Source organism: Psychrobacter sp. LV10R520-6 (assembly GCF_900182925.1).
Classification (GTDB): domain Bacteria; phylum Pseudomonadota; class Gammaproteobacteria; order Pseudomonadales; family Moraxellaceae; genus Psychrobacter.
The window spans coordinates 1,562,179-1,584,251 of record NZ_LT900024.1 but is presented as its reverse complement, the minus strand read 5'-3'; the positions used below and the strand labels follow the sequence as shown (position 1 = coordinate 1,584,251).

Annotated in this window: 16 protein-coding genes and 2 pseudogenes; 9 read left to right on the top strand and 9 right to left on the bottom strand. The window is 43.9% G+C overall.

Translation table 11 applies throughout. From position 1 onward, the window contains the following. Positions 1 to 327 precede the first annotated feature (327 nt). Positions 328 to 1,770, top strand: coding sequence for an APC family permease (locus tag U1P77_RS06580; protein WP_321156539.1), 1,443 nt, complete (start codon positions 328 to 330; stop codon positions 1,768 to 1,770). 86 nt (positions 1,771 to 1,856) lie between these two features. Here U1P77_RS06580 and U1P77_RS06575 read toward each other — a convergent pair whose 3' ends face one another. Both U1P77_RS06575 and U1P77_RS06570 read right to left on the bottom strand, forming a co-directional pair. Beyond that, the gene (locus U1P77_RS06575; RefSeq protein WP_321156538.1) at positions 1,857 to 3,236 is read right to left on the bottom strand and encodes an NAD-dependent succinate-semialdehyde dehydrogenase; all 1,380 of its coding nucleotides are present in this window, start codon (positions 3,234 to 3,236) and stop codon (positions 1,857 to 1,859) included. A gap of 74 nt (positions 3,237 to 3,310) precedes the next feature. After that, positions 3,311 to 3,604: an agmatine deiminase family protein gene (locus U1P77_RS06570; RefSeq protein ID WP_321156537.1), complete on the bottom strand. Its 294-nt coding sequence runs from the start codon at positions 3,602 to 3,604 to the stop codon at positions 3,311 to 3,313. On the opposite strand from U1P77_RS06570, the gene U1P77_RS06565 reads away from it, so the two are divergent. After that, complete coding sequence (locus U1P77_RS06565; protein ID WP_321156536.1) at positions 3,597 to 3,926, top strand: cupin domain-containing protein; 330 nt, start codon at positions 3,597 to 3,599, stop codon at positions 3,924 to 3,926. The genes U1P77_RS06570 and U1P77_RS06565 overlap by 8 nt on opposite strands. A gap of 100 nt (positions 3,927 to 4,026) precedes the next feature. Here the strand turns inward: U1P77_RS06565 and U1P77_RS06560 are convergent, their stop codons facing one another. The 7 genes and pseudogenes from U1P77_RS06560 to U1P77_RS06530 all read right to left on the bottom strand — a co-directional run bounded on the left by U1P77_RS06560 (position 4,027) and on the right by U1P77_RS06530 (position 14,612). Next, positions 4,027 to 5,349: a glycosyltransferase gene (locus U1P77_RS06560; RefSeq protein WP_321156643.1), complete on the bottom strand. Its 1,323-nt coding sequence runs from the start codon at positions 5,347 to 5,349 to the stop codon at positions 4,027 to 4,029. Between the two features lie 119 nt (positions 5,350 to 5,468). After that, a complete protein-coding gene (locus U1P77_RS06555) occupies positions 5,469 to 6,341 on the bottom strand; it encodes a TIGR03915 family putative DNA repair protein (protein WP_321156535.1) in 873 nt (290 codons plus the stop codon). A 258-nt stretch (positions 6,342 to 6,599) separates the two neighbouring features. Next, positions 6,600 to 7,893, bottom strand: a pseudogene (locus tag U1P77_RS06550) (putative DNA modification/repair radical SAM protein). 235 nt (positions 7,894 to 8,128) lie between these two features. Beyond that, entirely contained in the window at positions 8,129 to 8,605 is a 477-nt protein-coding gene (greA, locus tag U1P77_RS06545) for a transcription elongation factor GreA (RefSeq protein WP_321156534.1), read from the bottom strand. 261 nt (positions 8,606 to 8,866) lie between these two features. Then, positions 8,867 to 12,145, bottom strand: coding sequence for a carbamoyl-phosphate synthase large subunit (gene carB, locus U1P77_RS06540; RefSeq protein WP_321156533.1), 3,279 nt, complete (start codon positions 12,143 to 12,145; stop codon positions 8,867 to 8,869). 271 nt (positions 12,146 to 12,416) lie between these two features. Continuing rightward, positions 12,417 to 13,658 (bottom strand): glutamine-hydrolyzing carbamoyl-phosphate synthase small subunit, encoded by a 1,242-nt coding sequence (gene carA, locus U1P77_RS06535; protein ID WP_321156532.1) that lies wholly within the window; start codon positions 13,656 to 13,658, stop codon positions 12,417 to 12,419. A gap of 402 nt (positions 13,659 to 14,060) precedes the next feature. Beyond that, positions 14,061 to 14,612, bottom strand: coding sequence for a phosphatase PAP2 family protein (locus U1P77_RS06530; protein WP_321156531.1), 552 nt, complete (start codon positions 14,610 to 14,612; stop codon positions 14,061 to 14,063). Positions 14,613 to 14,908: 296 nt separating this feature from the next. Here U1P77_RS06530 and U1P77_RS06525 point away from each other — a divergent pair, with 296 nt between their 5' ends. From U1P77_RS06525 to U1P77_RS06490, 7 genes and pseudogenes are all read left to right on the top strand, one after another. After that, positions 14,909 to 15,445 carry a gamma carbonic anhydrase family protein gene (locus U1P77_RS06525; RefSeq protein WP_321156530.1) on the top strand — a complete coding sequence of 179 codons (537 nt, stop codon included), beginning with the start codon at positions 14,909 to 14,911 and terminating at the stop codon, positions 15,443 to 15,445. 53 nt (positions 15,446 to 15,498) lie between these two features. Then, positions 15,499 to 16,245: an HAD family hydrolase gene (locus U1P77_RS06520; RefSeq protein WP_321156529.1), complete on the top strand. Its 747-nt coding sequence runs from the start codon at positions 15,499 to 15,501 to the stop codon at positions 16,243 to 16,245. Between the two features lie 90 nt (positions 16,246 to 16,335). Next, a protein-coding gene (prfB, locus tag U1P77_RS06515; RefSeq protein ID WP_321156528.1) for a peptide chain release factor 2 occupies positions 16,336 to 17,431 on the top strand; the annotation gives its coding sequence in 2 pieces (ribosomal slippage) (positions 16,336 to 16,407 and positions 16,409 to 17,431; 1,095 coding nt in all). Between the two features lie 50 nt (positions 17,432 to 17,481). Next, on the top strand, positions 17,482 to 17,766 hold the full coding sequence (locus U1P77_RS06510) for a pyrimidine/purine nucleoside phosphorylase (protein WP_321156527.1): 285 nt from the start codon (positions 17,482 to 17,484) through the stop codon (positions 17,764 to 17,766). 289 nt (positions 17,767 to 18,055) lie between these two features. Continuing rightward, positions 18,056 to 19,195, top strand: a pseudogene (locus U1P77_RS13550) (DNA topoisomerase IB). A gap of 190 nt (positions 19,196 to 19,385) precedes the next feature. Continuing rightward, positions 19,386 to 21,077, top strand: a complete 1,692-nt coding sequence (locus tag U1P77_RS06495; protein WP_321156524.1) for an AMP-binding protein — start codon at positions 19,386 to 19,388, stop codon at positions 21,075 to 21,077. Between the two features lie 110 nt (positions 21,078 to 21,187). Then, positions 21,188 to 21,976, top strand: coding sequence for an SDR family NAD(P)-dependent oxidoreductase (locus tag U1P77_RS06490; protein ID WP_321156523.1), 789 nt, complete (start codon positions 21,188 to 21,190; stop codon positions 21,974 to 21,976). Positions 21,977 to 22,073 lie beyond the last annotated feature (97 nt).

The following is a 22,073-nucleotide window of genomic DNA, read 5'->3' as shown; positions in this document are numbered from 1 at the left end:
CTGAGTATAGGCTTTACAACGGCGCCTTGCACGACAAGACGCCGTTTTTGTTCTCGCCATTTGGATTTTTAGTGCTTAAGTTTCCAGCGGTTAGAAACTCATGATTTAAAATGTGAGTCAGTAAAACGCCGTAAACAAGCCTATAAGTTTGACCTATAAATTAAAAAGTACCGAAAAATTAAGCACGGACAATGAGATATGGAAAGATAACGATGATGGGCTATGCCCCGATAAATGAGTACTAAGCTAACGTAAATAGTTAGCTAAATAAAAGCCAACTTAACCATAAAGGGTTAACACGGATGACACTTAGACAAGGAGTAAGTTATGTCTGGATTAAAAAAATCGCTGGGTACGTTTGATATTATTGCCCTAGCGTTTGGCGCTATGGTAGGTTGGGGTTGGGTGGTCTTAGCAGGTGGCTGGATTATCGCTGCCGGCACTTGGGGCGCGATGTTAGCGTTTTTACTGGGTGGTCTGGCAGTGATACTGATTGGTGTCACTTATGCTGAGCTGGCCTCATCAATGCCCATTACGGGCGGTGAGCACACTTACACCCACCGCGCGTTAGGTGTCAACGTCTCCTTTATTTGCTCATGGAGTATTCTATTCGGTTACTTCTCAGTAGTCGCTTTTGAGGCCGTTGCCCTGCCGACTGTGGTTGAGTACTTTATTCCCAATTACAATCAAGGGTTCTTGTGGACCATTGCAGGCTGGGATGTCTATGCCACTTGGGTTGGCGTGGGGATGCTGGGGTCAGTCATTGTTACCTGGTTAAATATTCGAGGCATGGAAGTCAGTGCTTGGTTCCAAAAAACAGCAGTCGTAGGGATTCTGTTTGTCGGTATACTGCTGTTTATTGGTGCTGCTTTATACAATCCTGCTACATCGACTGCCGTACAAGCGCCTGCGTTTATTGGCGGTGCAGCTGGTATAATGGCGGTTATCGTCATGGTACCCTTTATGTTTGTGGGCTTTGACGTTATTCCGCAAGCCGCTGAAGAGATCGATTTGACCCGTCCCAATATTGGTAAGTTTTTGATTGTCTCAATCGTTATTGCGGTGCTTTGGTATATTGCTGTCGCTTGGAGTGTTGGTACTACCTTACCACTAATACAAGCACAAGGTTCTACTTTGGCCACAGCCGATGCAATGACCAATGCATGGAATGGTAAATGGGCCGGTATTTTACTGGTTATTGGTGGTGTATTGGGTATTTTATCCAGTTGGAATGCATTCTTAATTGGCGGCAGTCGTCTACTATATGCCATGTCTAAAGCACACATGTTACCGGCATTTTTGGGTAAATTGCATCCAAAATATAACACCCCCGTTAATGCTATTTTATTGATTGGTGGTCTGGCCACACTGGCACCATTATTTGGTCGCAAAATGCTAGTCTGGATTGTTGATGCTGGTGGCTTTGGTATTGTCATAGCTTATACTTGTGTGGCTATCTCTTTCTTAGTATTACGCTACCGCGAGCCTGATATGGTACGTCCGTTTAGAATACCAGCAGGTAAGTTTGTAGGCGTAGTCACTATCATTCTAAGCATTGGTCTATTGACCTTGTATATGCCAGGGATGCCTTCGGCGCTTATCGGCATTGAGTGGTGGATCTTCCTCGGCTGGACTGTACTGGGGATTTCTTTATATAGCTATGCAAGAATCAAGTATCCGGGTATAAGCGAAGCTATCATGGCAGAGGAATTACGCGAGTTAAAAATCGTCAATCAGCTATGGTTAAAAGATAATCCACCTAAAAAGTAAAACCGTTTAAAATATCGATCAAAAAAAAGCCTAACGTTTTAACGTTAGGCTTTTTCTATTGCAGTGTGCAGATTAATGCATTTAATCTATGCGCTGGTTTTATTACGAATCAGTTTATAGTTGAGGAACTCAGTGATACCCAGTGTACCCAACTCACGACCGAAGCCTGAACGTTTAACGCCGCCAAATGGGGTATTGGCTTCAGTACCAGAAGGCGCATTAATAGTCACCATGCCCACTTCCAATTTGCTAGCAATATCTTCAGCCAATGCTGGATCTTGTGTTTGGACAGAAGCGCCAAGGCCAAATGGGACATCGTTGGCTATTTGAATGGCATGTTCGACATCACGGGCTTTGTAGATGACAGCAACAGGACCGAATAGCTCTTGACGATAGACATCCATTGAGTCATCGACATCAGTGAGTACTGCTGGCGCAAACCAAGCACCGGGCTTGTCTTTTAACATACCACCTTCGACCAATACCGTAGCGCCATCTTTTACAGCACCATCTAATTGCTTTTGCAGATTAACGGCAGCGCTCTTTGATGACATCGGTCCAATAAAAGTATCTTCATTTAATGGATCAGATAAAGTCATAGCGCGGACCGCATCGGTAAAGCCTTGTACAAACTTGTCATAGACGGCTTCAACGACGATTAAGCGCTTAGCAGCATTACAAGCTTGTCCTGTATTACCAAAACGACCTGTGATGGCATCTGCTACTGCCTTCTCGATATCAGCATCTGCTGCGACAATAAAGGGATCTGAGCCGCCTAGTTCCAAAACAACTTTTTTGAGGGCGCTGCCTGCTTCTTTGGCGACTGCTTGTCCGGCGCGTTCAGAGCCTGTTAATGAGATTCCTTGTATTCTACTATCTTGAATGATAGTAGCGGCTTGCTCATTAGTGGCAAAGATATTGTTGTAGACGCCATCTGGCAGGCCTGCATCTTTTAAGATATCGACAATAATTTCTGCTGTCTTAGGACACTGCGGCGCATGCTTTAGAATAATAGTATTGCCTGCCATCACGTTTGGTGCGACAAAGCGTGCGACTTGATAATGCGGATAGTTCCACGGCATAATCCCTAGCAATGCGCCCACTGGAAGCTTCTCTACAGAGGCTGAGCCTTCGTCTACGTTGATTTGGTTAGGTGCCAGTAGCTGCTCTGCATGGTTTGCATAGTAGCGATAGATCTCAGCAACCAAACCAAGCTCTCCTTTACCTTGGGCGACAGGTTTGCCCATTTCTGTAGCGATCATATCTGCTAGCTCATCTTGACGCTCAATATAAATATCGGCAATTTTATGTAGTAGTGCACTGCGCTCGCTGAGGGACACTTGACGCCAGTCTTGATACGCATCGTCCGCTTTTTTAATCGCCTGCTGGATATCTTGTTCATTCGCAGTAGGATAGGTGGCTTCAACTTCGCCAGTTGCTGGGTTGGTTACTTGATATTCGCTCATAAAAATTCCTTGGGTTTAAAATCCGTTTTTGGTTATGTTTAAAAAGCTAATTGTAGAACACATAAATCTCGTTACTATGTGTTGACCGCTGGCTGCTGCTGGGTAATACAATGAATATTGCCGCCGCCAAACAAAATCTCTTTAGTACGTACTCCAACTACCTGATGCTTGGGAAAGATTTTTTCAAGTTGCTGAATGGCTAAGTCATCATTTATATCATCGTATTGCGGCACAATAATACCGTCGTTACAGATTAAAAAATTGGCATAAGAGGCGATACACAGGTCATCACTATGACGGGCTTTAGTATGGTCAGAGGATTTATTTAGTGATGAGTGGAAGGAGCGTAAGGCAAGAGTCGTGGTCACGCCAAAGGATCTGATAGAGATTAGTGAACCGAGTAATCGAGTGTCTATCAAACAGGTTTACAATCACAGCCCGACAAGGAACTTAGGGTTTTTGATCGAGGTTTATCAACCGAATAGCTCAACAGAAGACAGAATATCTCATGAAGGCGAGGAGATTGGTACGGTTATTGAAGGCAAAATTTTAATCCGCATTAATGAGGTCACGTATCTATTAAATGAGGGCGACAGTTATGTCATTAATACTAACAATCCTCATACTTTCATCAATCCTAGTAATGCTATAACGCGTATTGTTAGTGCGCACACTCCAGCGACTTACTGACTCTGAGTTGAAATCAGATTAAATAATCTGTACTTCGTTGCATTGTACTCATATCCTAATGGATGATACGAAGTAGAGTAGATGCCAGTGCCTGTCTCTATCAGTTGTCCTTGCTCATTGTTTTTGACACTGATTTTGAGACCCTCGTCAGCACTGAGGGCTTCTTTTGGATATCCGGTTTAATAGGCTGTTTATTAGCTGCATCAGTAGATGATTTGATAATGGGTTTCACCGCAGACTCAAGCCGCTTTTTAAGCTTGCGTGACGAGTAGGTGTCTGACAATGCTTGCTCTTTTGCCAGCGATTCATCATATAGTCCTTGATAAACCTTAAGGGTTTCTTTGATCATCTCACGCATAGTAAATTTATTAGTCATTTCAGGCCGAGTGACGCTCTCTAGCTGATTTCTTACGGCTTTACATAACGCTTGAGCGTTGTATTTTCTGACCAATCCTTGTGGATATAGTGGCTGTAGAATCTCACTAAACGCTGCTTGATCCCAACCAATGACTGGTGTGCCCAGATGGATAGCCTGTAGGGCGTTAATACCAATGGACTCAGGCTCATTAGCAAGTGCCATGACAATATTAGCTGCTGACAGCCATTCGCGCATGTCGTTACGTTTACCACCGACATAGGTAATATGATCAGCAAGATCAAGGGCGTTGGTGCGCTGGCGGAAGTCTTGGTGAGCCACATCGTCCTCTCTGTGGTCTTCATCCATAATAATAACGTGAATATTGGGGAACTGTTCTTTGAGAGTGCCCAAGATATCGATTAGCCATTCTTGTCCATACTCATTGCCGATAATGGTTGGAAAGACCAGCCATTTTTTATGCTCAAGCTCAGGATATTCAGCAAAGGTGTGCCGCAGCCAATACACGGATGGATTATGCCGATAAGGATAACGACGGGTATCAATACCCCGGTAGATACGTTTAATTACTTTGTGGCCAATATCTTCTCGGCGTAGCCCTTTTTTTAGATAGTTGGTGACACTATCAGATACCGTAATAATAGTATCGACATCTAGCAACGCTTGCGAGTATTTATTAATCGGATAAAAGCCATACATAGTCGCAACCAGTTTCGGCGGGCGCTTTACTCGTGCCCGGCGCAGTGCCAAATGCAGTATCCATGCAGGTGTCCGCGAATGCACATGAATAACATCAGGATTATACTTTTCAATTAAATGTCGTAGCGGCGCAACTTGCAGTAGCGACAGCCAGGACTTTTTATTCATATGCAGCTGATGGTATAGATTGCCGTCGCGCTCTAGGCGTCTGACCAGATCATTATCGTCATCAGCACTGGTGATGATGATGGAGGTATGCCCATTCTCTACTAACGCGCGCCCAAGGTGAAAGATACCGCGTTCGGATTCATCATGCTTCAAAGACGACAATAAGCGCATCACGATCATAATTTTGGTGGTCACCATTTAACGATATCAAGGGGCTATTGTCAGGTAAAAGCCGGTAAAACTCAACCTTGAAGGCGGATTAGACGTTACAAATAATTTTGGTAATGACGGCTGTAAAATTAACGCTTTTTTTGTAGATGCTCAGCATTAGGCAAGACTTGTTTTTCGCTTAAATACTTCCAGTATCGCTGCGGTAGATACTGTCTATGCAAACGCGAGTTTTTACGCTCTTTAATATTAACATTGGTAAAGTAGCCTTGCCAAAACTGCTGATAGCGCTGCTCATCTACACTGTGTATGCTAGCGGGATTGCGTAATACAGTATCATCGAGGTCGGTGATGGTTTGCAGGGCAGCAGGACGCGATGGCGTACTTTGGCTTTTGTCGTAATAAATACCATAGCCACGAGTCAGATCGTAAATCGCCCAGTGCTGGTCTTGATAACGCTGACGGAAATGCTCTCCAATCAGTGGTAGGACGTTAAAGTCAGGCTCAACGCGCGCAAAGTAAATATCATCAGTCGTATGTTCAAAGCGTACAAAGGCTTCCATCCGGTGTTTCTCTCGCCCAACAGACTTTACAGTTTGTGCTAACTCCAAGACATCTAGGTGACCCAAATCTTTCATAACCAGTCGATCAGGATAGTCGATAGCGTATTTTACCACGTGAAATAGGGTCGTACCGATATTGGCCTTTTCAGATAAAAAGCCCCATAAAATTTGCCGCATACCAGAACGCCCGATGAGGCTATTAATCTTAACCAGTACCCTTTGCGCTTTATTCTGCTCAGTTACAACGCTAATGGCATGATCTATTAATGAGAGTACGTAGCAATCATGAGCAGTCAGCTGTAGCGCTGTATTATGTTGCAATTTATTGGCATAGACATAAAATACCGCGCTGAGCCAGCCTTCAAAGTTGGGCTCATAAAGCAAGATACTAGGGGTTACCTGACCAATAGGGTAAGGCATGTTTTGTAGCTGTTGTAACATGGTTCACCCTAAAATAGTTTTAAATATTCTCTATAGTAATTACTAAATAAGAGGGGCACACACTTGGTTCCGTATATAGTCGATCCAATTTAAAAACGATACAGTGCTGTTAGGATGCTACTGTAACAAACGTTTTGCAGCCTCTGTCACGCTTGCGAACAGCAAGCAAGAAAAATTTATACCAGTAGCACCTTGCTATGAACGACCCTCTTTTTTTTGAACTGACTGTAGTAGGTAAAGGCGCAAAACAAGTCATGATCAAAACAATGCCAGCTGGCCACTGCGCTGATCTTTAAATTTAGTCTGCGTTTGGGCAAGCACGTACTGACGAAAGTTATCACGAGTTAGATGGGCAAGATGTTCGTTTTTACCCGTAGTAGCGATAAAATATTTAGCACGGTTTACTGCCGCGCCCATCTTTTTCAGATGGTATAAAGTCAGCTGATTAAACTTACGCGCTTTTAATATCTTTTTTGCTGTTTTGATACCGATTCCCGGAATGCGTACAATCATCTCATAAGTTGCGGTCTGAATATTAACGGGGAAATGCTCACGATGACGGATAGCCCACGCCAGCTTTGGGTCACAGTCTGAGTCCAAAAATGGCGAGTCAGGTTCAAGGATTTCATGGGCGCCAAAGCCATAAAAGCGCATTAACCAGTCGGCTTGATACAGACGGTTCTCACGTACCATTGGGACTGGCGTACCATTGGGACTGGCGTACCAATAGCTGGCAAGCGGCTATCGGACAGCATCGGTACATAGCCTGAATAATAAACACGTTTGAGATCATACTGCTTATAAAAGTGACTCGATAGCTGAATGACCTGTAAATCAGTCTCATTACTGGCACCTACGATCATCTGGCTGGTCTGGCTGGTCTGGCCTGCTGGTACAAATTTGGGCACTTTTTTATGGGTTTTGACCGATAACGGATAGTGATAATTTCTTCTTTTACGGTTTCCCTCGGCGCTTTTAATTGTTCATGCGATTTCTCTGGCGCCAGTAAAGCAAGGCCGGATTTGGTGGGTATTTCAATATTGACGCTTAAGCGATCCGCATACAGTCCGGCCTCTAATAATAACTCTTTCGAGGCACCAGGGATGGTTTTTAGATGGATATAACCGTTAAAGCGCTCACGGGTGCGCAATATCTTTGCGACCTCAACCAGCCGCTCCATCGTATAATCGCCACTTTTAAAGATACCGGAACTTAAAAATAAACCTTCGACATAGTTACGACGATAAAACTGCATGGTCAAATCAACCAATTCTTCGACACTAAATGCCGCGCGCGGTGTATCGTTGTTTTTTCTAGAAGTACAGTAAGCACAATCATAAATACAGTGATTGGTAAGTAGGATTTTAAGCAAACTGACACAGCATCCATCTTCGGTATAGCTGTGACAAATGCCTGACTGTGACGCATCACCCAGACCGCCACCTTGGTTTTTGCGAGTACCAGCGGAGGAGGAGCAAGAGACATCATACTTAGCCGCATCAGCTAAGATATTGAGCTTACCCTGTAATCTTTCATAATTGATGGTGGCCATAAATGGGAGTTTACCAATTAATTTATGAATAACCAGTTTAGCAAAACTATAGGTAAGTCACTGTAATGGTAGGAGAATTAAGAAAATAAAACGACAATCAGTGTCGTAGAGGTGGATACAAAAATGCCTTAGATAGATTAAGTTGATACTTAATCTATCTAAGGCATAATTATTTATGGTTTAACTGTTTAATCAAAAAAAGCTAAATTATAAAATAAGTATTTACCAAATAATCTTATCCGTAAATCACTTCCATTATTTCGTACTCAACCACACCTCTTGGGGTTTCAATGCGGGCTTCATCGCCTTTATATTTACCGATCAGACCACGGGCAATAGGTGAGTTAACAGAGATTTTACCCCCTTTAAAATCCGCCTCGTCATCACCTACGATTTGATAGCGCTTTTCTTCTTCGGTATCCATATTTTCAATGACCACAGTCACGCCAAATACTATCCGACCTTCTTTCGGTAAGGTGGAGATATCTATTACTTGGGCGCCGCCAAGTTTGGCTTCGATATCGCGGATACGCGCTTCACAGAATCCTTGCTGCTCACGGGCGGCGTGATATTCAGCGTTTTCTTTGAGGTCACCATGTTCACGCGCTTCAGCAATAGAGGCGGTGATACGAGGGCGATCGATATTTTTTAACTGTTTTAACTCGGCTTCTAAGGCTGCATGTCCTTGCGGAGTCATAGGATAACGTTGCATATTTTTTCCTTAAACCAATAACATCACACCACCTCATAATGAGATGGTGTTGGCGTTATTATAATGGGTTTGAAATATAAAAAGGGTAGCATTAAGCTTGAGTACTAAAAAGCATAGTCGCGGGTAAGCCACTATGCTTTTTGTATTTATCACTTTATTAAAAACATCGCTTTTTAAATTTAGTACATTTATTTTAAAACGAGTAATCAGTATTCAGTAAGACTCTCAGCAAGCCTTACGGTTATGCTTAATTTACTGAATTTATTCAGCCACGTCAACTGTCTTTGCTTGCTCATGCAAATCTTGTAGTTTATAGACTTCAAATGGCAAGTCGATAGCATAAGATTTACAAACCGCGTCGGCTGCCCCTAAAGTAGTCACGTAGAACACTTTACCTTGTAGCGCGCTACGGCGGATAGAGAATGAATCCTCTTGCGCTTGCTTGCCTTCGGTGGTATTAATAATTAAATCAATTTTACCGTTTTTTAAGGCATCAACGATATGTGGACGTCCTTCGGTGACCTTGTTGATTTTTTTACACTCAATACCGTTGTCAGCAAGTACTTTTTGGGTACCGGTAGTGGCCACAATGTTAAAACCAAAGTCTATCAGCTGACGAGCGATAGGAGCGATTTGCGCTTTGTCGCTGTCACGAACTGAGATAAAGACGGTTTTGGTTTCGCCTTCAGTCGGTAAGCCAGGCAGACGCTCATTACTACCGATAACGGCTTTGTAAAAGGCTTCGCCGAAGGTTTTACCCACACCCATCACTTCACCAGTTGATTTCATCTCAGGGCTCAAGATAGGATCGACGCCAGGGAATTTAGCAAACGGGAAGACTGCTTCTTTGACTGCAAAGAAGGTCGGTTTAATCTCTTTGGTAAAGCCTTGGTCTTTCAATGAAGTGCCAGCCATACAGCGTGCGGCAACTTTTGCCAAAGAGGCACCGATACATTTAGAGACAAAAGGCACGGTACGCGCAGCACGTGGATTGACTTCTAAGATATAAACGGTTTCACCTTTGACCGCAAACTGAACGTTCATAAGTCCAATGACGCCAAGCTCTTTAGCCATGGCAACAGTTTGGGCGCGCATGACATCACATAATTCATCTGATAATGAGTAGGGCGGTAATGAACACGCTGAGTCACCTGAGTGCACGCCAGCCTGCTCGATATGCTGCATGATACCGCCAATGACCACATCAGTGCCGTCGCAGATACAATCAACATCAACTTCGATCGCATCATCTAAAAAGCGATCGAGCAATACCGGTGCTTCATTGGAAGCTTGTACTGCGGTGCGTAGGTAATGTTTTAACTCGTCTTCGTTATAAACGATTTCCATGGCGCGACCACCGAGAACATAAGAGGGACGCACAACCAATGGATAACCAACGTCTTTGGCTTTTACCAAACCATCTTCTAAACTGGTTGCGAGGGCGTTGGTCGGCTGAATAAGATTCAACTGTTGAATCATATGTTGGAAGCGTTCACGGTCTTCAGCACGGTCAATCGCATCAGGACTAGTACCGATGATTTTGACGCCAGCGGCTTCAAGGGTGCGGGCAAGTTTTAGTGGTGTTTGTCCACCGAACTGCACGATAACGCCATCAGGTTGCTCAATCCGTACAATCTCTAGTACATCTTCTAGAGTAATCGGCTCAAAATACAGGCGATCTGAGATGTCATAGTCAGTTGAAACCGTTTCAGGGTTACAGTTGACCATGATGGTCTCATAGCCATCTTCGCGCATTGCTAGCGCGGCATGGACACAGCAATAGTCAAACTCGATACCTTGGCCGATACGGTTCGGACCGCTACCGATAACCATAATTTTTTTCTTGTCAGTCGGATTCGATTCACACTCGCTATCATAAGTAGAGTACATGTAAGCGGTGCTGGTCTCAAATTCTGCCGCACAAGTATCTACGCGCTTATAGACTGGATAAATGCCCAAGTCCCAACGTTTGGTGCGCAGTTGCTTTTGTGATATACCCAGCAGTTTGGCCAAACGTAAGTCTGATAACCCTTTACGCTTAAAACTACGTAAGTTTTTCTCAGTTAGACCACCGAAGCCTAGCGTTTTAACGGCGGCTTCAGTTTTGACGATATCTTCAATCTGCACCAAGAACCACGGGTCGATATTGGTAAATTTAAAGACGTCGTCAACGCTCATACCAATACGGAAAGCATCAGCGATATAAAAAATGCGTTCAGGAGTTGGAATGGTCAAACGATTGGTAATCTCAGAGCGTGCTTTATCAGCGCTAAGCGTTCCTTCCTTTATGGCAGCAAAGTCGATTTGCTCATCAAAACCATCTGCGCCTGTCTCTAACCCGCGTAGGGCTTTTTGCATCGACTCTTGAAAGTTACGGCCGATAGCCATCACTTCACCAACCGACTTCATTTGGGTCGATAAGATATTATCCGCTTGTGGGAACTTCTCGAAGTTAAAACGTGGAATCTTAGTGACCACATAATCGAGCGCAGGCTCGAAGCTGGCCGGGGTTTTGCCACCAGTAATGTCATTTTGCAATTCATCGAGCGTATAGCCGACGGCCAGTTTGGCTGCGATTTTGGCAATGGGGAAGCCAGTCGCTTTTGAAGCAAGCGCTGATGAACGTGACACCCGTGGGTTCATCTCGATAACGACCATACGACCGGTTTCAGGGTTGATACCGAACTGCACATTGGAGCCGCCCGTTTCAACCCCAATTTCACGCAATACTGCGAGCGAGGCGTTACGCATGATTTGGTATTCTTTATCGGTCAAGGTTTGTGCTGGCGCGACCGTGATTGAATCACCTGTATGGACGCCCATTGGATCAAAGTTTTCAATCGTACAGACGATGATGCAATTGTCGTTTTTATCACGTACGACCTCTGTCTCGTACTCTTTCCAACCAATCAAGGACTCATCAATGAGTAGCTGATGATTTGGAGATAAATCAAAACCGCGCTCACAAACCTCGATGAATTCATCGCGGTTATAAGCGATACCACCACCTGAGCCACCCATAGTAAATGACGGACGAATGATACAGGGATAGCCCATTTTTTCTTGGGTGGCAAAAGCTTCTTCCATGGTTTCAGCGGTTTCAGCACGTGGACATTCAAGGCCAATACGCTTCATCGCTTTATCAAATAAGTTGCGGTCTTCTGCCATCTCAATTGAGTCTTTGGTTGCGCCAATCAGCTCGCAATTGTATTTGGTTAGTACACCATGCTTGTCTAATTCTAATGCACAGTTCAGCGCGGTTTGGCCGCCCATCGTTGGCAAGATGGCATCAGGACGTTCTTTAGCAATGATTTGCTCAACCGTTTGCCAAGTAATTGGTTCAATATAAGTGGCATCGGCCATGGCTGGGTCAGTCATGATGGTTGCAGGGTTTGAGTTAACCAAAATGACGCGGTAGCCCTCTTCTTTCAGCGCTTTACACGCCTGTGCACCTGAGTAGTCAAATTCGCACGCTTGCCCGATGACGATAGGGCCTGCGCCAATGATAAGAATGCTTTTTATGTCGGTACGTTTTGGCATAATTAGGGCTACCTTCGTTTAAGTGATATTTTAATTGAGGTGTACTTTGACTTTTTATTTATTGCGACTTTAGGCGCACTAATTGCTCTTAGCGCCTTGTCTATTTATTAATGGTTGATACCTGATTCTCAACTTAATATAGGCGGTAGGCTAGTGCTTTTATAGCCAAGCTAATCGTAATAACTTACCAAAAATGCTGGGCTAAAGCCTCAGCCTACATCAATGATTTCTGCTAGTTAAGAGTAGGGTGGTTGATGTTGTTTATATTAAATTAAGCTTGTGCAGTTTTAGCCTTTTCCATCATCTCAGCAAACTTATCAAACAAGGGCGCACAATCATGTGGACCTGGGCTGGCCTCAGGATGACCTTGGAAGCTAAATACAGGCTTGTTAGTCAGCTCAATACCTTGGTTAGTGCCATCGAATAATGAGCGATGGGTGGCTTTTACATTATCAGGCAAGGTATCTTCATCAACTGCAAAACCATGATTTTGGCTGGTAATCATCACTGTACCAGTCGCTAAATCTTGTACGGGATGGTTCGCACCGTGATGTCCAGTCTTCATTTTAATGGTATTCGCGCCACTGGCAAGACCAATCAGTTGATGACCCAAACAAATACCAAAGGTTGGAATGTCAGTCTGTTCAATAATATGACGGACGCTATCAATAGCGTAGTCACAAGCCGCTGGGTCACCAGGACCATTCGATAAGAAAATACCGTCTGGATTCATTGCTAGTACGTCTGCGATAGGCGTTTGTGCAGGGACCACGGTCACATAGCAACCACGGTCAACCAGCATGCGTAGGATATTGGTTTTGCTACCAAAGTCATAAGCGACCACGTTATATTTTGCTTCAATATGAGTGCCGATCTGTTTGAAAAAACCACCGGTACCGCTATCATGGCTACCGACTACATCACGGTTAAGTAGGGTATCTGACAACTCCCAAGTACCTGCTGTCCATTCAAAACCGTCAGGATTACAGCATTCTTTTGCCAAATCCATTCCGACCAAGCCAGAAAACTCTTGCGCCAATTTAATGGCTTGCTGCTCGTCATCAGTGCTAATGGTCTCGCCATTAGAGGCGGTCATGATACAGCCGTGCTGTGCCCCTTTGTCACGTAGTAAACGGGTGAGCTGGCGAGTATCAATCTCAGCGATAGCGACCGTATCGTGGCGTTGTAAATAGTCGGTAAGTGATTCAGAGTTACGGAAGCTAGAGGTGACCATAGTTGAATCACGAATGATTAGGCCTTCTGCCCAAATTTCATGACCGTTACCAGACTCCATGTCCTCGCTATTAGTGCCAGTGTTACCGATGTGCGGGTAGGTTAAGGTAACCAATTGACGCGCGTAGCTGGGGTCAGTGAGGATCTCTTGATAGCCTGTCATGGCTGTATTAAATACCACCTCACCAACACGATGACCTTCACTACCGATACTCACACCGCGAAAAATCGTACCGTCTGCTAGTGCCAAAATTGCTTGTACTTCTACCGATGAATTCAAGGGTTGCCTCCGCTGTGTTTGATGAGTGCCACGATGCTTTGTTGATTAAAATAGTCGTCTATAATCGCTATTCATACCCTTATAACTGCTACTAAATAAGAATAAAAAAAGGGTTAGAGGCAAATTTTTTCCACAAAAAAGCGAGAAGACATTATCAATGAGAACTACAAAACCCACAAGATAGTGAATGAGTAAATCGCATCATGTCCGCTCGCTTAGGCACAGATTTTGGGCATTATATATAATAAGTGCCCAAATAGCCAGCCGATTTTTTGAAGTTGACGGCCATGAATCAGAAGATAGTAACAAGTATTTAAAATTAAGAGTGGGCTTAATTATGTTTAAGCCCCTAAAATCAAGGCGCTAAAATTAAATCACTAAAGTTAAGCCACTAAAGCTGAACTACTTAAATTGATAATGCACCGTTAGACCATAATAGTCTGGCGCTAATGAAGGTGCGATGTACAATTGATCATTATAATTTTTGGTTAAATACATACTGCTGGCGATACCCAATGCTGCCCCAGCCAACACATCGACCGCATCATGCTCGTCGGCCTCTAAGCGGCTATAGGCCACAAAGCCTGCGCCAATATAAGCAGGAATACTATATTCTAAGCCATAGCGTTTGTGAATAAAGCTGGCACCTTGAAAGGCGACCGAGGTATGGCTTGATGGAAAAGATTTATCATCGCTACCATTGGGCCGTTCCTTATTAATAATAGCTTTTAGCCCATAGGTCACCGCAAGATTAGTGCCGAACGCTTGATAAAATTGCTGACGCCCAGATTTATCATCCTTATAATATGTGCTACCGTAAGCAATGGCGGGTATCGCTATTGCAATAATATCGCCTGCTTTTTCAATACCAGAGGTATTGGCTGCATAACTAGGGCTAGCCACAACCAGGCTACTCGACAATAACAGTATAGGTGCGTATTTTTTGCCGATCATCGCTTTATTCCTAAGGACAGTTATATTTGGGACGATTGTACTATAAAGTCTATACTATTCTTTATAACGGATTATCTTTTATTAAAAATTACTCATAATAACTTGATCGCTATTTATCACGAGCTACTATAGCTAAGCCGCTTTAAAACAGATACAGGATAGCTGGAAGAAATTTTCGAAGGCTCGAAAAGTGATGCAGTCACACAGCAAGCTAGAAAAATTTTTGCCAGTTATCCAAAACCATGTGTGTATCCGTTTTATTTAGTTCTGACTATAATAACTACTAAGGACAGACCATGATTTATCAATATTTAGACAAAGTACCTGAGTTTGCCGTCCCTTTTAACGGTTGGGTTGCCGACACAGCGCGCGTTATCGGAGATGTTTATTTAGGCCATCAAGCCAGCGTTTGGTTTGGCGCGGTGATTCGCGGTGACAATGAGCGTATCCATATTGGTGACTACAGTAACGTGCAAGAAAACAGCGTCATTCATACCGATGAAGGTATCGAAGTCAAAATTGGCAATCATGTCACTATTGGTCATCTAGCGATGCTGCACGGCTGCGAAGTCGGTGACAATAGCTTGATTGGTATTGGGGCGGTGGTGCTAAACAATGCTAAAATCGGCAAAAATTGCATCATCGGTGCTAAAGCCTTGGTTACTGAAGGCAAAGAAATTCCAGATAATTCACTGGTAATGGGTGCACCTGCAAAAGTGGTTAAAATCTTGACCGATGAGCAAGCAGGTATGATCAAAGAATCTGCCCTACATTACGCTGCCCGATGCCAAAAGTTCAAAAATGGACTTAAAGAAGTTGAGCAACCTGAGTAAATTCGCTTTAACAGTTATAACTCTTATCATTAATCATCAACGAGATTTGCCATATGAGTACGTCTGCCACCAGTCCCATTATTGCTACCAATACTGCCACACCAGCTGCTAACGCAAAAAATGAGCCGCGCATCTTAGCGCTGTTTGATTTAGACCATACCTTGCTCGATGTCGATAGCGATTATCTGTGGGGCGAATATATCGTTAATAACGGGCTGGTGGATGAGGCACAGTATCGGACAGCCAACCAAGATTTTTATGAGCAGTATATCGAAGGCACGCTGGATGCGACAGAGTACAATGAGTTTGTAGCACAGTTTTTGACCACGCTGCCGTTAGATCGTCTTCATGAGTTGCGTGAAGATTATATTAAGGTTGAGATTGAGCCGCATATCCGGCCAAAAGCAATAGAAGTATTGTGTCAGCACATTGAGCAGGGTCACGATGTGGTGATTATCTCTGCAACCAATGACTTTGTGGTATCCGCTATTGCTAAGCGTTTCGGTGTGGAAGAGGCCAATGTCTTAGCCACACCTCTTGAGATTAAAGATGAGCGTTATACCGGAAAATTAACCGATAAGCCTAACTTTAAAGAAGGTAAAATCTATCATTTAGATAAATGGATTAATAAGCAGCAAGTAGCCGGTATTAATTTTGACAAAACTTATGCTTATTCGGACTCTAAGAATGATATTCCGCTACTTGAATGGGCGGATGTGGCGATTTGTGTGTCACCTGATGATGCCTTACATGCTCACGCTTTGGCGCATCGCTGGGCAGTAGAAGATTGGTCAATTTAGTTTATTTTAATAGTCTTACGTGAATAATAACGTAGCTATTTGATTCAATATTAACGGTAACTTATACCTTTCATTAACCTAGGAAAATTTATGGAAATCAACCAGTACCAAGAAACAATCAAAGACCTCGCCGAGCGTGGACAGGATTTGCGGAGGTATCTTTGACTTTGATGGCAAGCAAGAACGCTTAGAAGAAGTCAATTTAGAATTAGAGAATCCCGAGCTATGGAATGACCCTGAGCGTGCGACTAAGATTAATAAAGAAAAAAGCTATCTTGATGGTGTGATTGACGTGGTAGTGTCACTGGAAACCATATTAGAAGACGCGACAGCCATGTTGGAGCTAGCGGTAGAGGCGGATGATGAATCGTTGCTAGCAGACGTACAAGCAGAACTCGATATTGCTGAGAAGCGCGTGGCGGATTTAGAGTTCCGTCGCATGTTTAGCGGAGAGATGGATCCCAATAATTGCTACTTGGATGTGCAGTCGGGCAGTGGCGGCACCGAAGCGCAAGATTGGGCAGAGATGCTATTGCGTATGTATACGCGCTGGGCGGAAGCGCATGACTTTAAAGTTGATGTGATTGAAGTATCCTCAGGTGGGGTGGCTGGTATTAAGTCGGCGACCATCGCCATTAAAGGCGATTATGCCTTTGGCTGGCTACGTACTGAAATTGGGGTGCATCGATTGGTTCGTAAATCGCCATTTGATAGTAATAATGGTCGTCATACCTCGTTTGCCGCTATCTTTGTGTCACCTGAGATTGATGATGATATCGATATCGACGTCAACCCAGCAGATTTGCGTATAGACACTTACCGCTCATCCGGCGCAGGCGGTCAGCATGTGAATACTACCGATTCCGCCGTGCGTATTACTCATGAGCCTACTGGTGTCGTCGTTACCTGTCAAAACGAGCGTAGCCAGCATGGTAACAAGGCGACGGCGATGAAAATGCTACGTGCTAAACTCTATGAGTTAGAAATGCAAAAGCGCATGGAAAAGCAGCAAGCGGTCGAAGAGGGTAAGTCCGATGTCGGTTGGGGCAGTCAAATTCGCTCATACGTGCTTGATGATTCGCGGATCAAAGATTTGCGTACCGGCGTTGAGACCTTTAATACGGGCGCAGTATTAGACGGTGACCTCGACCAGTTTATTGAAGCGAGTTTAAAAGCTGGGCTATGAATATTGAAATAAATTTTTTAAAATTAATCAAAACTACTTAAGGAAAAATTATGCCAAGCGTTAATAATTATTTTGATGACAAAGTAACTTCTATTGCCTTTCAAACCGCAACTAAGCCTGCCACCGTTGGCGTTATGTCCATTGGTGAGTATGAATTTGGTACCAGTGAATTTGAGACCATGAGTGTGGTTAGTGGTGCATTGACGGTTAAGCTGCCAGAGAGCGATGAGTGGCAAACCTTTGATGCTGGTCAACAGTTTACCGTTGAAGCCAATAAGAAGTTCAATGTTAAAGTTGAAGTCGAAACGGCTTACTTATGTGTTTATGGTAAATAGAAGTTTCTTAAAGTAAGACTGTTTTATAACTATTAACGCCAAACGTTCTGCGCTTGGCGTTTTTTTATGGCTGTTATAATCTGAATTCTATATACAAGGACTCTAAATTATAAGTTCTTCCGGTATTGCACCCTATCGGTCTTGGTCGCCAGCGTGTCATAAAGTATGCGAGCTGCTGCATTACTTTCTTGAGTATGCCAATAAAATAGCAGTGTTTATTTATGATAAGGCAGGAGACACAGTCTTTACGGCAATTATCAGAAACTATCAAATAAAGGCGCATTATTTTATGGCTAAGCAAATGGATACTCCAACCTCTTCCAAATCTAAACCACCTAATTCTGTTAGCGAAGATGTGCGCCATGACTATGAGCACTTAGCTCGCCTTGCCAATCTACGCTACGTCAGAGATGATGAGCCTGGTTATGAGCGTCGTCGACATGGACGCGGCTTTACTTATCGCGATGCTGCTGGCAAGACGGTCAAAGATAGAGCCTTACGTCAGCGTTTTGATGCGTTAGTGATTCCGCCGATGTGGTCAGAGGTATGGATTTGCATCGATGATAACGGTCATTTGCAATCTACTGGCCGTGATGACAAGGTACGTAAGCAGTATTTATATCATCCGCTATGGGATACGGTACGTGACCAAGCCAAGTTTGATGCCATGATAGGCTTTGCAGAGGCGCTACCCGCTTTGCGCGCGCAGATTGAGCAGGATTTAGACGCTGCCCCTTTATCGCGTGCTAATGTGTTAGCGGCCGTGGTCAAATTACTAGAGACCACCTTGATTCGCGTGGGCAACAGTCGCTACGCTAAGCTCAACAAAAGTTATGGGATCAGCACCTTACGAAGTAAGCATGTCAGCGAGACGGATCATGGGTTAGCCTTTGACTTTGTCGGTAAAAGTGCCAAATCTCATCATATTGAATTGCAAGACGAGCGCTTAATTGACATTGTACAAGCCTGTTCTGAGTTACCTGGCTATCAGGTTTTTAAATATTTAGATGAGTATGGTGACAAATAAGTGGTGGATAGCACCGATATCAATAACTATCTGCGTGAACATACCTGCGACAGTAATGATAAGTATAGTGCTAAGGACTTTCGCACATGGATGGCAAGTGTGTTGGCGGCCAGCTATTTATATGATGAGATGACAGGGTTAGAAGGGGATGAGCTATTAGCGAGCGAACCAGACAGTCGCGCTCGTCAGACATTGGTCACAGAAATGGTAAAAAACGTCGCGGATGAGCTGGGCAATACGCCGAGTGTTTGCCGAACTTCTTATATTCATCCGGTCATTATTGAGCAATTCTTGGCCGGTCATTTCTTTGAAAATTATAAACAAGCCCGTCGTGGCCGCACTAAAAAACATCAACGCTGCGAAGAAAAAGCCTTACTAGGATTCTTAAGCGCGTTACAATAATAGCTTATAGTTGAACCACTATTGCATTACTAACCTTAAAAATGATACGTTATGTATTGAAATAACGATTAAACTACGTTATTAATAAGTAAGTTTAAATAAGATATGCCAATATGCTATATATGGTATAACCTATCTTTATGACTGTTCTCCCTTACCAGTTCAAACTTTATTGCTAAAGGATTAGCTCATGACACCTTCAACCTTATCTACTACCCACACCTCAAAAAAACCAATAAGCTATGCGGATTATTATAATAACTTCGATATGGATTCGTTATTAGATGAAATCTTTGGTGCCCATCCAGATGATCGACTCAATGCTTATATGGCTTGCTGTGGTCGTCACGTACGTGATGGGCGCGCAGATAATATTGCCTTAGTGCACGAAGACACCGCCGGCAAAACCACACGTATGAGCTTCGGTGAGCTGGATAATGCTAGCGCGCAAGTGGCTAATTTATTACAGTCTTATGGCGTGCAAGCCGGAGATCGGGTGGCGACTATGCTGCCCAGAACGCCTGAGCTACTAGTGGTTGTACTAGCGACTTGGCGACTTGGCGCGATATATCAGCCACTATTTACCGCTTTTGGTTATGATTCTATCAAATACCGAATGGATAAAGCAGAGACTAAAGTGGTCTTTACCAATCAAGAAAATCGTAGCAAGTTTAAAGATTTAGCGCAGCAGACCACTATGGTAATGGTTGGTAGCGAAGCCGATAGCCAGACTTGGGGTGATGATAATTATACTGAGATGATGGCGACGCAGCCAAAAACTATAGAACCAGTATTGGTAGATACTGATGCGTCTTTTCTTCAGATGTTTACCTCAGGGACGGTAGGCAAATCTAAAGGCGTGAGTGTACCTTTAGCAGCTTTGCCAGCATTCTACTTATACATGCGTTATGCGATTGATTTACGTGATACCGATAACTATTGGAATATGGCCGATCCCGGCTGGGCGTATGGTCTCTATTACGCCATCACAGGCCCACTGTTACTGGGTATGACCACTTACTTTAATGAAGCTGGCTTTGATGCGACTAATACCCGTGACTTTATGGTTCGTCATAAGATTACCAATCTTGCCTCCTCACCAACTGCCTTTCGAATGATGAAATCCAGCGGCGTCTTTAAAGAACTCGCAGAAAACGACACTGAGAAATTATCCTTGCGCTGCGCCAACTCAGCAGGGGAGACGTTGAATACTGAAGTCGTCGGCTGGGTTGAGAGTCATTTGGGTTGTAAGGTCTGTGATCAGTATGGACAGACAGAGACCGGCATGACTTGCTGTGAGCATCATGGGCTAGAGCATAAAAAACCTGTAGGCTCTATGGGGATGGCGCTGCCGGGACATACGCTAGTGATATTAGATGATGACATGCAAGTATTACCTGATGGCGAGCAAGGGCAACTGGCCGTAGTAGTCAGTCAGTCGCCAGCATTTTATTTCCGTGGCTATAGCTGGAATGAAAAACAGGCCTTCTCCGATGATTATTATCTGACCGGAGACGTGGTTGAGCGTCACCATGATGGCAGCTACTGGTTCTCAGGGCGCGATGATGACATTATTACGACTGCCGGTTACCGTGTTGGACCTACCGATGTCGAAAATACAGTATTAGAACATGAAGCGGTTGCAGAGTCCGCTGCCGTAGGCGTACCTGATGAGGTACGTGGGCATACGATTAAATCTTATGTGGTGCTCAAAGACGGTATTGAAGGTAGTGAAGAAATCGCTCAGCAAATCAAAAACTTGGTGCGTGAGCGTTTATCAACGCATGCTTATCCACGTGAAGTTGAGTTTATTAAAGAGCTACCAAAAACCCCAAGTGGTAAAATTCAGCGCTTTTTGCTACGTAGTTTATCTGCTGAGTAAATAGGTTGTGTGATAAGTAGCATTTCTTTAAAATAGAGATTTCTATAACAAAGCTATTTAAAATAGACTGACAATTAGAATATCAAATAATAAACAGTTAAGGAAAATTCATGCAAATTCAAAAAAACAGCTTTTTGGTAACTGGCGGCGCGTCAGGATTGGGCGAAGCAGTTGCTCGTGGTATCAATGAACAGGGTGGCAATGTGGTCATCGCTGATCTAAACCAATCAGCTGGGCAAGCATTGGTAGACGAGTTAGGAGATAACGTACGCTTTATCCGCTGTGATGTTACCAGTGGCGAAGAAGTACAAGCTGCCGTCAGCTTAGCAGAGCAAGCCTTTGGTGGCTTACAAGGGTCCATTAACTGCGCAGGTATTGCTGTGGTACAGAAGCTGCTAGATCGTGATAACAATCCGGCTGACCTAGATGCCTTTAGTCGCGGGGTCAATATTAACCTTGTTGGCTCTTTTAACGTCGCCCGCTTAGTTGCTGCCAGTATCGCACGCCGAGTTGCTGCGGCAAAAGAGGCTGGCGATACAGAGAAGAATACCGATCAAGGTATCATTATTAATACCGCTTCTATTGCTGCCTTTGATGGCCAAGTAGGCCAGGCCAGTTATGCGTCTTCAAAAGCTGGTGTGGTAGGACTGATGCTACCATTAGCGCGCGAGCTGGCACGTCATGGTATTCGGGTTATGACTATTGCACCGGGGGTCTTTGCCACTCCAATGATGGAAAGTATTCCTGAAAAAGCACGCGAGCAGTTAGAAGCCGGTGTACCTTACCCTAAGCGTTTAGGCGAACCCAGTGAGTTTGCTAAATTGGTGACCCATATTATCGATAACAGCTACTTGAACGGTGAAGTAATTCGTTTAGATGGTGCTATTCGTATGGTTTAGGCTAATCTAGATAAATAGATACTAACCTTAGACTCTGTCACCGTGCTATTTGTACCGTAACAGAGTCTTTTTAATATTTTAGTTATCTGGTTTCAAC